This window comes from Acetobacter sp. AN02, assembly GCF_029759835.1.
Taxonomy (GTDB): Bacteria; Pseudomonadota; Alphaproteobacteria; order Acetobacterales; family Acetobacteraceae; genus Acetobacter.
Window position 1 is genome coordinate 22,932 of sequence record NZ_JAJJND010000014.1, and the last position, 16,570, is coordinate 39,501.

General features: G+C 61.2%; 14 protein-coding genes and 1 pseudogene. All 15 read left to right on the forward strand.

Annotated elements, in window-relative coordinates:
• The first annotated feature begins 31 nt into the window (after nt 1-31).
• Entirely contained in the window at nt 32-862 is an 831-nt protein-coding gene (locus LOC54_RS02985; protein ID WP_279312343.1) for a ferritin-like domain-containing protein, read from the forward strand.
• Nucleotides 863-913: 51 nt separating this feature from the next.
• Nucleotides 914-3,013: a M13 family metallopeptidase gene (locus tag LOC54_RS02990; protein WP_279312344.1), complete on the forward strand. Its 2,100-nt coding sequence runs from the start codon at nt 914-916 to the stop codon at nt 3,011-3,013.
• 40 nt (nt 3,014-3,053) lie between these two features.
• Nucleotides 3,054-3,815, forward strand: coding sequence for a glycine betaine ABC transporter substrate-binding protein (locus tag LOC54_RS02995; RefSeq protein WP_279312345.1), 762 nt, complete (start codon nt 3,054-3,056; stop codon nt 3,813-3,815).
• 14 nt (nt 3,816-3,829) lie between these two features.
• A complete protein-coding gene (locus tag LOC54_RS03000; RefSeq protein ID WP_279312346.1) occupies nt 3,830-5,089 on the forward strand; it encodes a class I SAM-dependent methyltransferase in 1,260 nt (419 codons plus the stop codon).
• Nucleotides 5,086-5,604: a YdcF family protein gene (locus LOC54_RS03005; RefSeq protein ID WP_279312347.1), complete on the forward strand. Its 519-nt coding sequence runs from the start codon at nt 5,086-5,088 to the stop codon at nt 5,602-5,604. The genes LOC54_RS03000 and LOC54_RS03005 overlap by 4 nt, the downstream gene beginning before the upstream one ends.
• A gap of 74 nt (nt 5,605-5,678) precedes the next feature.
• Nucleotides 5,679-6,650, forward strand: coding sequence for an ACP S-malonyltransferase (gene fabD / locus LOC54_RS03010; protein WP_279312348.1), 972 nt, complete (start codon nt 5,679-5,681; stop codon nt 6,648-6,650).
• Between the two features lie 20 nt (nt 6,651-6,670).
• Complete coding sequence (gene fabG / locus LOC54_RS03015; RefSeq protein WP_279312349.1) at nt 6,671-7,411, forward strand: 3-oxoacyl-[acyl-carrier-protein] reductase; 741 nt, start codon at nt 6,671-6,673, stop codon at nt 7,409-7,411.
• 173 nt (nt 7,412-7,584) lie between these two features.
• Nucleotides 7,585-7,824 (forward strand): acyl carrier protein, encoded by a 240-nt coding sequence (locus LOC54_RS03020; RefSeq protein WP_279312350.1) that lies wholly within the window; start codon nt 7,585-7,587, stop codon nt 7,822-7,824.
• A gap of 82 nt (nt 7,825-7,906) precedes the next feature.
• On the forward strand, nt 7,907-9,187 hold the full coding sequence (gene fabF / locus LOC54_RS03025; RefSeq protein WP_279312351.1) for a beta-ketoacyl-ACP synthase II: 1,281 nt from the start codon (nt 7,907-7,909) through the stop codon (nt 9,185-9,187).
• Between the two features lie 156 nt (nt 9,188-9,343).
• Nucleotides 9,344-10,414: a phenylalanine--tRNA ligase subunit alpha gene (gene pheS, locus LOC54_RS03030; RefSeq protein WP_279312352.1), complete on the forward strand. Its 1,071-nt coding sequence runs from the start codon at nt 9,344-9,346 to the stop codon at nt 10,412-10,414.
• 2 nt (nt 10,415-10,416) lie between these two features.
• Nucleotides 10,417-12,879, forward strand: coding sequence for a phenylalanine--tRNA ligase subunit beta (gene pheT / locus LOC54_RS03035; RefSeq protein WP_279312353.1), 2,463 nt, complete (start codon nt 10,417-10,419; stop codon nt 12,877-12,879).
• A 1-nt stretch (nt 12,880) separates the two neighbouring features.
• Complete coding sequence (locus tag LOC54_RS03040; RefSeq protein WP_279312354.1) at nt 12,881-14,029, forward strand: ATP phosphoribosyltransferase regulatory subunit; 1,149 nt, start codon at nt 12,881-12,883, stop codon at nt 14,027-14,029.
• 29 nt (nt 14,030-14,058) lie between these two features.
• A complete protein-coding gene (locus LOC54_RS03045) occupies nt 14,059-15,348 on the forward strand; it encodes an adenylosuccinate synthase (RefSeq protein ID WP_279312355.1) in 1,290 nt (429 codons plus the stop codon).
• A 64-nt stretch (nt 15,349-15,412) separates the two neighbouring features.
• Entirely contained in the window at nt 15,413-15,715 is a 303-nt protein-coding gene (locus tag LOC54_RS03050) for a hypothetical protein (RefSeq protein WP_279312356.1), read from the forward strand.
• Nucleotides 15,716-15,890: 175 nt separating this feature from the next.
• Nucleotides 15,891-16,570, forward strand: a pseudogene (locus LOC54_RS03055) (transposase); the annotation flags it as partial.

Below are 16,570 nucleotides of genomic sequence, written 5' to 3' on the forward strand. Positions count from 1 at the left end.
GCGGGCGGGAGAAAACAGGAGCGGTCGGAATATGAAACACTGGCGCATGGAAAATCTGGACTGGGACAGTTTTGATCCCTCCAGGGTGGATCCCGGTCTGATTCCTGCCATCAGGGCGGCATCAGTGGTCGAACGCAACAGCGTGGACTATGCGATCTATCTGAACCACGTGTTTTCCGATGATCCTGATTTTCAGGAAGCGGTTGATAACTGGGCCGTCGAGGAGGTCCAGCACGGGGACGCTCTCGGCCGCTGGGCAATGCTGGCCGACAGTTCATGGAATTATCCCGAGGCATTTGAGCGCTACCGCGAGAAATTCAGGATCGACCTGGACACCACGGATTCCGTACGCGGATCACGTGCGGGCGAACTGATTGCCCGATGTATGGTCGAGACCGGCACGTCTTCCTTCTACTCCGCCCTCGCTGATTCCACCGAGGAGCCCCTGCTCAAGGCAATCTGCCGCCAGATCGCCGCAGATGAATACAGACATTTCAAGCTATTCTACGATCATATGCACCGCTATCTGAGGCGTGAGAAACTCGGAACGCTGACAAGAGCGCGTATCGCCATCGGCCGTGTGGCGGAAAGCGAGGATGACGAACTGGCCTCAGCCTACTACACAACCAACCTTCCGCCCTCCGTACCCTACGACCGCAAAAGCTGCATTTCGGCCTATATGGCAAGCACGCTCAGCGTGTATCGCCGCAAGCATCTTGACCGCGCGACAGGCATGATTCTGAAGACGATCGGCCTGCGTCCGCATGGGCGTCTGCATGACTGGGCATGCTCCGTGGCGTATTTCCTGATCAGACGACGACTGCAGGTTTCTTTCAGACAGGTGGAGCACGCGCCAGTCTGATGTAATCTGCGTGTTACAAATGTTTCCGTCCGTGCTGAACTGGATTCGCTGATGCCCCTTTTTTCCTCCCGCCGCTCTCGCCTGCTCACCCTCCTTGCGTCTGTCTGCGCCGTATCCGCACCTGTTGCCGCAATGGCACAGACACAGCAGGTCGCAGCTCCGGGCAGCGCCGTCACAGCCCCGGATCACTACGGAGAGTGGGGCTTTGACCTTGCTGGCAGGGATACGTCGATCACGCCGGGTGATAATTTTTTCGGCTACGCAAACGGCAAGGCCGTAAAAAATCTGGTTATTCCGGCAGACAAGACCAGCTACGGACCGTTCGAGCAGCTGCGTGAGCTGTCCCGTTCGCGGGTGAATGACATCCTCACCCAGGCATCGGCCTCCGTGCCGGATGCGCCGAAATCAGACTCTGACAAGCTTGGTGTGTTTTTCAAAAGCTTTATGGATGAGGCCGCAGTCGCAAAGCTCGGCAAAGCCCCGCTGGCACATGATATTGCCGCGATCCGGGGCGTGGACAGCCAGGCCGCATTCGCGCATCTGGTCGGCTCCTCCCAGTTTTCCTTCCAGTTTTCTCCGTTCGGGCTGGATATTCAGCCGGATGCGAAAGATCCGCGTAAATTCACGCTCAGCCTGGATCAGTCCGGCCTGGGGCTGCCTGACCGTGATTATTATCTGAAGCCGGAATTTGACTCCAAGAAGAAGGCCTATCGCGCATATATCGTTCACATGCTTGAGCTTACAGGCTGGAACGATGCCGAGAAGCAGGCCGATGCCATCGTTGCGTTTGAGACGGAACTGGCAAAAGTTCACTGGGCGCGCGAGGATCTCCGTAACCCGGACAAGATCTACAATCCGCGCACGGTGGCGGAACTGCAGAAGGAAGCCCCGGGTTTCGACTGGACAGCCTGGCTCAAGGGCGCCGGTATTCCCGACAAAATGGCCGAAAGCGGCACCGTGATCGTCGGAGAGCCCTCCGCCATTACAGGCGAGGCAAAAATCCTCGGAGAAACGCCGCTGCCGGTGCTGCAGGCCTGGCTCGCGTTCCACCTGACCGACAACGCGGCTCCCTATCTGTCCGAGCCGTTCGTTCAGGCATCCTGGGAATTCAACAACCACACCCTGGCAGGGCAGCCGCAGCAGGAGCCGCGCTGGAAGCGCGCCGTTTCAGCGACCAGCCACGCCATGGGCTGGGCGATCGGAGAGGAATACGTAAAGCGCTATTTCCCTCAGGAAAGCCGGACGAAAATGGCGGCCCTGACCCGCAACCTCAAGGCTGCGTTCCATGCCCGCCTGGATCACAACTCCTGGATGTCTCCGGAGACGCGCAAAGCTGCCATCCGCAAGCTGGAAAAATTCGACATCCAGATCGGCTATCCGAAGAAATGGCGTGACTACACCTCCTACGATGTGAAGCCGGGAGATGTGTACGGCAATGCGGCACGTGGCATCGCGTTTGAGTGGAACTACTCCCTGAGCCATCTGGGGCATCCGGTGGACAAGGATGAGTGGGACATGACGCCGCAGACGGTGAATGCCTACAACAATCCGCTGTTCAACGAGGTTGTCTTCCCCGCATCAATCCTCCAGCCGCCGTTTTTTGATCCGAAGGCAGACCCGGCCATCAATTACGGCGCGATCGGCGGCGTGATCGGTCATGAAATGACGCACGGCTTTGACGATGAAGGCCGGAAATTCGACGAGAACGGCCGCCTGCATGACTGGTGGACGAAGGAGGATGCACGGCGGTTTGAGGAGCAGGCCTCCCGTCTGGGCAAGCAGTATGACGCGTTTGAGGTGCTGCCGGGCGTTCATCTGAACGGAAAGCTGACGATGGGCGAGAATATTGCCGATCTCGGCGGCCTTACCCTGGCGCTGGATGCCTATCATGCCTCCCTGAAAGGCAAGCCCGCACCGGTCGTCGATGGCCTGACCGGAGACCAGCGGGTGTTTCTCGGCTGGGCGCAGGTCTGGCGGATGAAGGTGCGTGATGACCGCGCCCGCCAGCTTGCCGTGATCGATCCGCATTCCGCACCGAAGGCGCGGGTCAACATCCCGATGCATAATATCGATCTGTGGTATAAGGCGTGGGACGTAAAGCCGGGACAGTCGCTGTATCTTCTGCCTGATCAGCGCGTGACGATCTGGTGATCTGTCTGCCGGGGAGCTGTCTCCCCGGCATTTTTCTGTGATGAATGCGGGTCTTTCCCGCCAAGGCGGGGAGTTTTCCGTGACCTATCTGACACTGGCCCATCCTGACACACCTCTTCATGCCGGAGTGGCTGCGGCCGTTGCGCGCGTGGTTGAGGCGCATGACATGGAGCCGGAATATGCAGCCGGTCCTGAAAGCAGTCTGCGGGCCATGCTGTCCTCGGGTGAAGCCGATCTCTTTGTCACGGCATGGGTGAAGGAAGGGGAGAAGGGCGATTTCATCGGAACGCTCTACCGTCCTCGCTTCGGCCTGTTCGTGCAGGACGGCTCTGCGGTGTCGTCCCTGACGGAACTGGCGGCATCAGGCGTGAACCGGGCGCTGATCACGCCTGAATCCGTCCTGCCGCATGTGCGCAGCGTCGTGTCCGCCTGCGGACTGACGGAAGCAGGCTTCACCATTGAGGCGGAGCCGGACGAGCGCGCCTTTGCCCGGCTTGAGGAACTGGCGGGGCAGGGGGAGGATATCGTGTTTCCCCTGATGATGCCCGGCTGTCTGCATCACCGTCTGAAGCTCAATCTGCTGCAGGATCCTGAGGGCGTGACCGGCAGCGAGCTGGAGGCCCGGATCATGATCCGCCCCGGCCTGCGGGACGATGCGGACAGCGACATGCTGGACGAACTGGATGAGATGCTGCTCAGCAACAAGGTGGTCAGCGCACTGGATGACGCGATCCGTTACGGCGGGATGACGCCCGATGATGCTGCGGAAGCCTGGCAGCGCGGGCGTCTGGTTCCGCGCTGAGGGGAGGAGCCGGGATGAGCGCAGATCCTGCCGATACGGAACTCGCCGCGCAGTATGAGGCCTATCCCTACCCCGCGCGTGACCCGCGGGAAGAGGCGAAGCGCCTGCTGATCGGAAGCCCGGGACACCTGCGGGAAATCGACTATTGGGTGTTCGGCGCCCGGCGGCCGGAGGATCGCTTTTTGCGGGTGCTGATCGCAGGATGCGGAACCGGCGACGGTGCAATCATGCTGGCGACGCATCTTGCGCGGGCCGGTCGCCCGGGTGAGGTGATCTGTCTCGACCGCTCCGGAGCAGCCCTGAATATCGCCCGCGAACGTGCGGCTGCCAGAGGACTGGAGAATATCCGGTTTGTCCAGGGATCGCTGCTTTCAGACCCGTTTCCGGTCGAAGGACAGTTCGACTACATCGACTGCTGCGGCGTGCTGCATCACCTGCCGGACCCGGATGCGACACTGGCCCGGCTGACGGAACGTCTGGCTCCGGGCGGGGGCATGGGGCTGATGGTCTATGCCCCGTACGGACGCACCGGCGTCTATATGCTGCAGGACGCGCTGTCATCCCTGGCTCCGCATGACCAGACACCGGCGGACCGGCTGGACATCGCCCGGCGCGTGATGCGCAATCTGCCTGCAACGGCATGGCTGAGGGCAAACGGTAATTTCGGTGATCATCTCAGCGGCGGGGATGCCGGTCTCTACGATCTGCTGCTCAACCCCCGTGACCGGGCCTATGATGTCAGGGCGTTTCACAGACTGATCGGAGGAGCCGGGCTGGAGATATCCTGCCTGATGGAGCCCGCACGCTACGATCCGTCCCTGTTCCTTCCCGATCCCCGGCTGAGGACACGGCTCGGAGAGCTCTCGCCGGTCGAACGGGCAGCGGTGGCCGAGGAACTGACCGGAAATATGGCCACTCATGTGGCCTATGTCGTCCGCAGCGGGGAACGTATCTCCCCGCCTGATCCGCTGGATGATGCCTCCGTGCCGGTCATGCGCGAAATTCCGGGGATAGAACTGGCACGGCAGATGACGCCGGATCATCGCCTGATGTTCGAGTTCGGCACGCTGGTCGTTCCCGTGCCGCTCCCGCCGCAGACACGCGGCCTTCTCCCTCTGATTGACGGAGAGCGCACGGTCGGGGAACTGGCGGCAGCACTTGAGGGGCGCGGCGTCGGCCGGTCGCAGTTCGACCGTGTGTGGGGAGAGGCATTCTCTGCCCTTGAAAGCCTGAACCGCGTCCTGCTGCGTGGTCCGCGGACGGCGGCAAAGTGACTGCCGCAGGAGGGCTGCCGGTCATCGTTTTCGGTGCAGCCCTCAGACCTGACGGTCAGCCGTCGGACATCATGCAGGCACGTGTTGCTGCCGCAGTACGATTTGCATCCTGCATTCCCGGGTCATGGTTCCTCGTGACCGGAGGAGCTGCCCGCAACGGTGTGACTGAGTCACAGGCCATGCACCGGCTTCTGACGGATGCGGGGATTTTCCTGAACTGCATTACAGAGGAGACACGTGCGGAAGATACGTATCAATCCGTGCGTCTGTGCAGCGATATCCTGAAACAGGAAGGATATGGGGGAGAGATTGCCGTGGTGACGAGCGATTTTCATCTCTTTCGCTGCTGCCTCCTCATGCGGCTTGCGGGATGGCGCGTTATTCCCGTCTCCGCACCATCCGGCCCGCTGCTTTCATGGCGCGGGTTGCGTCTGCGGCTGCATGAGTTTCCTGCAACTCTGTGGGACGCAATTCTTGTCGTTTTGTGGCGATTGCGACACAAACACCGGAACTGAAGCGATTTCAGATAATAAACCATCCTGTCGCCGCAAATGGCGATCAGGGAGCGTGTGGATATTCAGGAGGCGGAATGCCGGTTACAGCATTTATTTTCCCGGGGCAGGGCAGTCAGACAGTCGGAATGGGCGGGGATCTGGCCGATGCCTTTCCTGCGGCACGGGAAGTCTTTCAGGAAGTTGACGATGCCCTGGGAGAGAAACTCTCGAAGATTATTTTCGAGGGACCGGCAGAAACACTGACCAGCACGGAAAACACGCAGCCTGCGCTGATGGCCCTGTCCATGGCGGTCCTGCGCGTTCTGGAAACCGAGGGAAAATTCAGGATCCCGGACGTTGCCACGCTGCTGGCCGGTCATTCCCTGGGTGAATATTCCGCCCTCGCCGCAGGGGGGGCGCTGGGCCTGTCCGAGACGGCGCGCCTGCTGCGCGTGCGCGGTTCAGCCATGCAGAAGGCCGTTCCGGCGGGCGAGGGAGGAATGGCCGCCCTGATCGGAGTGACCCCCGAACAGGCGCAGGATATCTGCGACAAGGCTGCGATCGTTCAGATCGAAGGCCAGCCTGAGTGGCGCGAGATCATCGAGCTTGCAAACGATAATGGCGGCGGACAGATCGTGATTTCCGGCCAGATGGCAGCCATCGAACGAGCTGTCGTGATCGCAAAGGACTCAGGCGTGAAGCGTGCGGTGAAGCTGCCGGTCTCCGCACCGTTTCACTGCTCTCTGATGAAGCCTGCGGCAGACGTGATGGCTGAAGCTCTGGCGAAGGCAGAAGTGCGTGCTCCGGTTGTGCCGGTCGTAGCGAACGTGACGGCCGCGAAAGTAACGGAGCCGGACGAAATTCGCCGCCTCCTGACGGAGCAGGTCACGGGACAGGTCCGCTGGCGCGAGAGCGTTGCGGCCATGACGGCAATGGGCGTGACGCGATTTGTCGAGATCGGAGCGGGAAAGGTTCTCAGCGGTCTGGTGAAGCGGATCGCCCCGGATGCGGAGGGCGTGTCTGTCGGAACAGTCGCCGATATTGAATCGTTTCTGAAAACTCTCTGAAAACAGCAGGAAGAAAAAACATGTTCAGTCTTGAAGGTAAGGCGGCGCTCGTAACGGGTGCCAGCGGCGGAATCGGTGCGGCGATTGCCCGGACCCTGCACCGGCAGGGAGCCGGAGTGGTGCTGTCCGGCACACGGCTTGGCGTTCTGGAAGAGCTGGCATCCGAACTCGGGGAGCGGGCCTGGGCCGTTGCAGCCGATCTCGGAAATCCGGAGGCCGCAGAGGCTCTGGTCGGGCAGGTCGAGGAAAAAGCCGGAAAACCCCTGGATATTCTGGTGAATAATGCCGGTCTGACACGCGATATGCTGGCAATCCGCATGAAGGACGAGGACTGGAACAAGGTTCTCGATATCGATCTCAGCTCTCCGTTCCGCCTGTCGCGCGCGGCGCTGAAGGGCATGCTGCGCCGCAGGAGCGGGCGTATCGTCAATATCTCTTCCGTGGTGGGCACGACCGGAAACGCCGGTCAGGCGAACTACGCCGCAGCCAAGGCAGGTCTTGGCGGCATGACCCGTTCCCTGGCGCAGGAAGCAGGGTCGCGCGGCGTGACGGTCAATGTGGTGGCACCGGGATTCATCGCAACGGCGATGACGGACGTCCTGGCTGATGCGCAGAAGGAAAAACTCCTCGGCGCGATCCCGCTGGGACGCATGGGATCACCTGAGGATATCGCATCCGCCGTGCTTTATCTGGCATCTGACGAGGCCGCCTGGGTCACGGGAACGACACTGCACGTGAACGGCGGAATGGCCATGATCTGACACTCCTGCAACGTTGTGTGAAGGAAGTGCCTTGGCGACGTGGCAGAAACCATGCTAATCGCCGCCACAGTCTCGTCACAGAATGCATGTCTGGTCCGCGTGGTCCGGGACAGGCGAGACGGGTGAATACTTATATCAGCCCGTAATTCCCGGGCAGACAGGAAGCAGAACAGATGAGCGAAATTTCTGATAAGGTTAAGAAGATCGTTGTCGAGCATCTTGGCGTCGAGGAAAGCAAGGTAACGCCGGAAGCGTCCTTCATCGACGACCTGGGCGCAGACAGCCTCGACACCGTCGAGCTGGTCATGGCCTTCGAAGAGGCTTTCAATGTCGAGATTCCGGAAGATGCGGCTGAGAAGATCGCCACCGTGAAGGACGCCATTGACTACATCGAGAAGCAGAAGGCTGCCTGATTAACTCAGGACGTCATTGCCGGGCCCGGTCTTCGTGCGGGTCCGTCATCTGAATATTTACGGTAAACAGGAGCGCACCGGGGTGCTGCAGTCAGCTGGATCAGGACGCAGGCGCGTCGTCGTGACGGGTATGGGCATGGTCAGCCCTCTGGGTCTCGGTGTCGAAAATATCTGGAAACGTCTGATTGCAGGAGAGAGCGGAATCGGCCGCATCCGTGCATTCGATGCGTCAGAACTTCCGGCCCAGGTCGCCGGGGAAGTTCCGCAGGGTCCGAAATCCGAGGGGCTCCTGGATATCAGTGAATGGATCCCCGTGAAGGATCAGAAAAAGATGGATCGTTTCATCCATCTCGGCCTGATCGCCGCGGAGGAAGCCGTTGAGGATTCCGGCTGGAAACCTCAGAACGAGGAGGATCGCTGCGCGACCGGTGTCATGATCGGTTCGGGTATCGGCGGCCTCCAGACAATTTATGAGACATCCGTTGCGGTGCATGAGGGACGTGCGAGGCGTGTGTCTCCGTTCTTTATCCCGTCAGCCCTGATCAATCTGGTCTCTGGGCATGTCTCCATCAAATACGGATTCAAGGGACCGAACCACGCTGTCGTGACGGCCTGTGCAACCGGCGTGCACGCAATCGGTGATGCGGCACGCATCATCATGCTGGGCGATGCGGATGTCATGGTCGCCGGCGGTGCGGAAGCAACGGTCTGCGCGCTCGGGATTGCAGGATTTTCTGCAGCCCGCGCGCTCTCCACGGGCTTTAACGACACGCCGGAGAAGGCCTCCCGTCCCTGGAGCAGGGACCGTGACGGCTTCGTGATGGGCGAAGGCGCCGGTGTGGTCGTTCTGGAAGAGTACGAGCACGCTAAAAAACGCGGTGCAAAGATTTACGGTGAGATCATCGGATACGGCATGTCCGGTGATGCCTACCATATCACCGCGCCTGCAGAGGGGCATGACGGTGCGTTCCGCGCCATGAAAGCCGCCCTGAAAAGCGCCGGGATCGAACCGTCCCAGATCGGCTATGTCAATGCGCATGGCACGTCCACCATGGCGGATGATCTCGAGCTGGAAGCCGTTGAGCGGCTGTTCGGGGATGCGGCGAAGAACGTTGCCATGTCGTCCACGAAATCGGCCATCGGCCATCTCCTGGGAGCGGCAGGTGCGGTGGAGACCATGTTCTCCATGCTCGCCATCCGGGACGGTGTCGTCCCGCCGACACTGAATCTTGAAGATCCGTCAAAGGAAAGCGTGATCGATCGCGTGGCGAAAGAAGCCCAGCAGAGGAAAGTGGATATCGCCCTTTCCAACAGCTTCGGCTTTGGCGGAACAAATGCAAGCATTCTGGTCAGGCGTGTCTGAACCGCTCCGGAAAGGCTGAAAATGCCCCGCAGTTCCTCTCCGGGACTGCGGTTTTTTTTTGCGAATATCCCGGGCAGGGTTTTCTCAGCGCCCGGAAGAGGGTATCCGCCCTTGCTGTAAGTCTGTCCGTCATCCGTAGAACACTGCTGAGGCTTTATGACCGAAGACACCGATCTCCTGCGCGAGGAATGTCAGTCCGCTCTGGCCGCTGCTGCCGATCAGAAGAGCTGGGACGCCGTGCGCGTGTCCTGGCTCGGGAAATCAGGGCGTCTGACGGGACTGCTCAAGCAGCTTGGCGGCATGGACCCGGACGCACGTAAAGCGCGTGGTGCGGAACTGAACCAGCTCCGTGACGAACTGTCCCGTGCAATTGCCGCGCGCGGAGAGGAGCTGGAAAATCAGGCTCTTGAGGCGCGCCTTCTGGCCGAAAGCGTGGATGTAAGCCTGCCGGTGCCGCGTGCCGCGCGCGGTATGCTGCACCCTGTCAGCCGGGCAATGGAAGAGATCACGGCGATCTTCGCGACGATGGGATTCTCCGTTGCCGAAGGGCCGGATATCGAAACGGACTGGCATAATTTCTCCGCACTCAACACACCGTCCCATCATCCGGCGCGCACGGACCAGGATACATTTTACCTTCCGCCGGAGGAGCCGGGGCAGTCTGACCGGGTGCTGAGAACCCAGACGTCCGGCGTGCAGATCCGCACGATGCTCGGGCAGAAGCCGCCGATCCGCATCATCGCGCCCGGCCGGACCTACCGCGCCGATCATGACGCGACACACTCGCCGATGTTCCATCAGTGCGAGGGACTCGTGATCGACCGGGGGATCACACTCGGCCATCTCAAGGGCTGCCTTACGGAATTCCTGCGCGCGTTCTTCGGTAAGCCTGATCTGCCCGTGCGTTTCCGCGCCTCCTACTTCCCGTTCACGGAACCCTCGATGGAGGTCGATATCGGCTGGTCCCGGAAAACCGGTGAGATCGGAGAGGGTGAGGACTGGCTTGAGGTGCTCGGTTCGGGAATGGTGCATCCCCGCGTTCTGGCAAACTGCGGTCTTGATCCGCACGAATGGCAGGGATTTGCGTTCGGTATGGGGATCGAGCGCCTGACGATGCTGAAAAACGGCATTCCGGATCTGCGCTCATTCTACGAAAGCGATGTCCGCTGGCTGACACATTTCGGCAGCGATCCCCTGTCTCCCGCACTCCTGCATGAGGGTCTGTGACGATGAAATTCACGCTTTCCTGGCTGCGTGAGCACCTCGATACGCAGGCTTCAATGGATGAAATCTGCAGGACGCTGAACCGTATCGGCCTTGAGGTTGAGGACGTTACGGAACCGGGCGCAGCCCTGCAGCCGTTCCGCACGGCCCGCATACTGGAAGCGGTTCGGCACCCGGATGCCGACCGTCTCAGAGTGTGCCAGGTTAATGCGGGGCCGGAGATCGGGCAGGTTCAGGTGGTGTGCGGAGCCCCCAATGCACGCACAGGAATTGCCGTGATTTTTGCGCCTCCGGGAACATATATCCCGGGCAGCGATATCACGATCAAAGCCGGAAAAATCCGCGGCCAGCTGAGCGGCGGCATGCTCTGCTCCCTGCGTGAACTGGGCCTTGGAGAGGAATCCGACGGCATCGCGGAGCTGCCGGAGGACACTCTGCCGGGCCAGTCCTACGCAGATTTTGCCAATATGGATGATCCGGTGATCGAGATTGCGATCACTCCGAACAGAGGCGATGCGCTGTCCGTACGCGGCATCGCCCGCGATCTTGCAGCAGCAGGTCTGGGGCAGCTGAAGCCGTTTCTCGCGGAAACCGTGGAAGGCACCTTCCCGTCGCCCGTATCATGGGAAGCAGAACGTCCGGAAGACTGTCCCTGGGTGCTCGGCCGGGCAGTCAGGGGCGTCCGGAACGGCCCTTCTCCGGACTGGCTGCGCAGGCGTCTTGAATCCATCGGCCTGAGATCCGTCTCAACCCTGGTGGATATCACCAATTTCTTCACATTCGATCTCGGAAGACCTCTCCATGTCTTTGATTCTGAAAAAATTTCAGGATCACGCCTGATCATCTGCCGGGGTAACGGAGAAACGCTCCGTGCCCTGAACGGGAAGGATTATGTCGCCACAGCCGAGGACTGCGTGATTGCGGACAGTGCGGGCGTTCAGTCCTTTGCCGGCATCATGGGCGGGATGGAGACCGAGGTCTCGGACGAGACGACAGATGTCTTCATCGAATGTGCGCTGTTTGATCCGATCCGTACCGCACTGAGCGGACGGCGTCTGGGCATCCACTCCGATGCCCGCTACCGCTTCGAGCGCGGGCTGGATCAGGCCTTCCTTCCGGCTGCGCTGGAAGCGGCGACACGGATGATCCTCGATCTCTGCGGCGGAGAGGCCGGAGAGGTCGTCTCGGCCGGTGCCGAACCGGACTGGCGGCGGGAGGCAACCCTGCGCTTTTCCCGCATGGCGGAGCTTGGCGGTCTGGATGTCGCTTCTGACGAGGCCGTCACGATCCTGGAACATCTGGGCTTTGAGGTGAAAGCACGCGATTCCGCGCAGGTCACCGTCCATGTCCCGTCCTGGCGCAATGATGTCGCGCAGCCGGTCATTCTGGATCCGGCGCCCGGAATGGCAGGGGATGTTTTCCGCAAGGCAGAGGAAAGCGTAAGGCAGATCGAACCGGAATGCGATCTGATCGAAGAGGTTCTGCGGATCAGAGGCTTTGATTCCGTGCCGTCCGTCCTGCTGCCTCCGGTTACGGACCCGCTGCAGACGGCCTGCACCTCCTCTCAGGTCCGCCGGGCTCTGGCCGGGCGCGTCCTTGCGGCGCGGGGACTGATGGAGACGATCGGTTTCTCCTTTGTTTCCCATGAACATGCGGAAGCGTTCGGCGGCGGCGCGGAAAATCTGCGGCTCCTGAATCCGATCGCGGCGGATCTGGATCAGATGCGCCCGACCCCCCTGATCAACCTTCTGCTTGCAGCCAGAAAGAATGCCGCACGCGGCTGGCCGGATATCGGCCTGTTCGAGACGGGTCCGGCCTTTCCGGATGGCCGTCAGGAGATGATCGTCGCCGGTGTCCGCGCAGGACATACGCCTCGTGAAGCCGGTGCTGCCGTAAGAGCCGTCAGCTTTATGGATGCGAAGGCCGATGCCTGGGACGTCCTGAGCACTCTCGGCGCGCCGATGGACGGCCTGATGACAACGGCGGATGCACCCTCCTGGTATCATCCTGGACGCTCGGGCGTTCTGCGCCAGGGGCCGAAACTGGTCCTGGCCCGGTTCGGAGAGATACACCCGCGCCTGCTGAACCGCTTCGGGTTCGAGCATCCGGTCGTGGCGTTCGAGGTTCTCCCCGATGCGATCCCCGGGCAGAAGCGCAGGCGCCGCACGGCGCTGAGCCTATCTCCGCTGCAGCCGGTAAGACGTGATTTCGCCTTCCTGACGGACAGGAGCACACCGGCAGAGGCCATCCTGCGTGCAGCACGGCGTGCGGAGCGCAATTTCATCACGGATGCAACGCTGTTCGATGTCTATGAAGGCGACCGACTGCCGGAAGGCAAGAAATCCGTCGCGATCGAGGTCGTGATCCAGCCCGGAGAAACCAGTCTCACGGATTCTCAGATTGAGGACATATCCGCAAAAATAGTTGCCGCCGTTGGCAAGGCAACCGATGCGGTGCTGAGAGGCTGACATGACGGACAGCCAGAGTTTCAATCTGGCGCTTCTCCCCGCAGGATTTACGGATCTCCTGCCCCGGGACGCGCAGGCCGAAGCGGACGGAACGGAAACCCTGATGTCCGTTTTTGCCAGCCACGGCTATGAGCGGGTGCGCCCGCCTCTGCTGGAGTTCGAGGAAACGCTGCTGAGCGGTTCCGGAGCCGCCGTTGCCGGTCAGGCATTCCGTATCATGGATCCGGATACGCGCCGGATGATGGTTCTGCGTCCCGATATCACACCGCAGATCGCACGGATCGCCTCCACGCGCATGGCCGCCACGCCGCGCCCCCTGCGTCTGTCCTACGCCGGAATGAGCGTCCTGACGGGCGGCAGCGGCGCACGGGAAACCGGCCGCCAGATCGGTCAGACAGGGATCGAGCTGATCGGCCCGGACAGCGTGCAGGCAGATGCTGAAATCGTGGCGGTCACTGCCGAGGCCATCGCACGGCTTGGCGTGACGGATGTCAGCTTCGATCTCACGATGCCGCTCCTCGCGCCCGCGATCATCAAGGCGTCGGGCCTCGGACAGGATGAGACACGGGCACTGATGCACGCTCTCGACCGCAAGGACGCGGCAGGCGTGGCTGCACCGGGCGGAGAGGTTGCGGAGATCCTGACCCGGCTGCTGCAGGCCGCAGGCCCTGCGGATCAGGTGCTGGCAGAACTGGAACGCGCCGTGCTGCCTGATGAGGCACGGTCATACAGCACACGCCTGGCTGAGACGGTGCGCGAGATCCGCAGACGTCTGCCCGCATTGCGCCTGACGATCGATCCGGTCGAATTCAGGGGCTGGAAATATCATACGGGCGTCTGCTTCTCAGTCTATGCTGCAGGCAGCCGTGAAGAGCTGGGCCGGGGCGGTCGCTATCTCTGCATGGATAATGAACCGGCCTGCGGCCTGACCCTGCGCCCGGATGCGCTCTTTCGCGTGGCGGTCCCGCGAAAGAAGCGGATGCGCGTATTCATTTCACCGGATGCCTCGGAGCAGGCGGCAGAACGCCTGCGCGAGGAAGGTTATGCAACGCTGGCCGCGCTGGAGCCGGTTGCGGATGTCAGGGCAGAGGCGCTGCGTCTTGCATGCTCTCATATTCTTCAGGGCGATAGTCTGAACCCCGTCGGCTGAATGTCCGGGCGGTTATACAGGAGTCTGATATGTCGAACGTTACGGTCATCGGGACGCAGTGGGGCGACGAGGGCAAAGGCAAGATCGTTGACTGGCTCGCCAGCCGGGCCGACGTGGTCGTCCGCTTCCAGGGCGGGCACAACGCCGGGCACACGCTCGTCGTCGGCGATCAGGTCTATAAACTGTCCCTGCTGCCTTCAGGGCTGGTCCGTGGAAAGGTCGGCGTGATCGGCAACGGCGTGGTTGTTGATCCTCAGGCGCTTCTGAGTGAGATAGACCGCGTTTCGGCGCAGGGACTGAAAGTCACGCCCGAAACACTCAGGATTGCGGAAAACGTACCGCTGATCCTTCCCGTGCACGGCGCCGTGGACCGCGCGCGCGAGGCCGCGCGGGGCGATCGCAAGATCGGGACGACGGGCCGCGGTATCGGCCCCGCCTATGAGGACAAGGTCGCACGCCGGGCCATCCGCCTGTGCGATCTGACGGAGCCTGACACGTTGGACTGGAAGCTGGACGAACTCCTCCTGCATCACAACACGCTCCTGGCCGGGCTGGGAGCGCCGACCTTCACGAAAGAGGAGCTCAAGGCCTATCTCGCGGAGATCGCTCCGAAGGTGCTGCCGTTCATGGCACCGGTCTGGGAAATCCTGGAGGAGGAGCGCAGCCGCAAGAGCAAGATTCTGTTCGAGGGCGCGCAGGCCGTCATGCTGGATGTGGACCACGGCACCTATCCGTACGTCACCAGTTCCAACACCGTTGCCTCCAACGCAGGCGTCGGCTCAGGCATGGGGCCTGCCGCAGCCGGATTCGTTCTGGGGATCGCAAAAGCCTACACGACGCGCGTGGGGGAGGGACCGTTCCCGAGCGAACTGCACGACGAGACAGGCCGCCTCCTGGGAGAGCGCGGACATGAATTCGGAACCGTGACAGGCCGCCCGCGTCGCTGCGGCTGGTTCGATGCGGCCCTCGTCCGCTATGCCGTACGCGTGGGCGGCGTGAGCGGAATTGCCCTGACCAAGCTGGACGTGCTGGACGGGCTGAAGGAAATCAGCATCTGCGTCGGCTATGAACTGGATGGCAAAACCATCACCCGCTTCCCCGCGGCACCCGGAGCGCAGAAGCGCGTCCGCCCGGTATTCGAGACCGTGGAAGGATGGGAGGGCTCCACACAGGGAGCCCGTCGCTGGGCCGATCTGCCGGCGGAAGCGATCAAATACGTGCGCCGGATCGAGGAGCTGATCGGCGCACCCGTCACGCTGCTTTCGACCAGCCCGGAACGCGATGATACGATACTGATGAAAGATCCTTTCGATTCCTGAGCCGTAAGGCGCTTATTAATTTTCTGCTCCTACTCTCCGGTCAGAGTTCAGGAGAACACTGCCGGTGGCAATGGAGCAGGAAAACGACGATTTCGAGCTGGATGAGGACACCTCCGGCGACAGCAGGATTACTGTCGCCGGACGCTATGTCGTCAGTCCGGACGTACCCGCAGGCTCGCTCGCAGGGTGTGCGGCGTTTGAGGTGCAGGATATCCACAGACCCGGCGCACGTCTGCTGGGTCTCGCCCCTTCGGTTTTTCTTCAGCCGATCTGCTGTGAGCCGCTTTCATCTGCGATCTGTCCCCTTCAGCACGGGGGTAGGGCCGGATTGAGGATGACGTCTTTTTCCTCGCCGTTCTGGCGATAAGGCTGCTGACCGGTCGCCTGCCGGATTTTACCGGCGGAGACAGGGAGTTTCTGGAAAGACGTTTTCTGGAGGGCAGTCCGGCTGCCCTTACGGCAGGTCTGCAAGTGGTAATCCCCTCACAAAAAGAGTGGCTTTTGGATGAGAATTTTCTCAGCGTGAGGATGAGGAGATTCTGATGAAGAGTGATCGCTTTACTGATGCCCAGATTATGGGTGTGATCCGCCAGGCTGAGGGCGGCGTCCCGGTTCCTGACCTGTGCCGGGAGCATGGGATCAGCAACGCCACATTTTACCGATGGCGCGCGAAATACGGCGGCATGGATGCGTCAATGATCAGTCAGATGAAGGCTTTGGAAGAAGAGAACCGTCGGCTGCAGCGGATGTATGCGGATCTGAGCATGCAGACGGATATCCTGAAGGAAGCCCTGGGAAAAAAATGAAGCGGCCAGCCGAGCGCCGGGAACTGGCCGCACAGGCTGTGGCGCATCACGGGGTCGGCATTGCGCTGGCCTGTCGGATTTTTGGGATATCCGAGACCTGCTTTCGCTATTGTCCGCGACTGGCGGCGGAGAACGACAGGATTGCCGATCTTCTGGCGGGACTGATCCAGGCTCACAGGAGATGGGGATTTGGCCTGTGTTTTCTGTATCTGCGTAACGTGCAGGGACAGGTCTGGAATCATAAGCGGGTTTATCGGATTTATCGGGAACTGGAACTCAACCTGCGGATTAAACCCCGCAGGCGTCTGGTTCGCGAAAAGCCTGAAAAGCTGTCGGTTCCGGTCCTTCCCAACACGGTCTGGTCCATGGATTTTTGGGCGGACAGGCTTTTGGATGGACGCGCTTTTCGGCTCCTG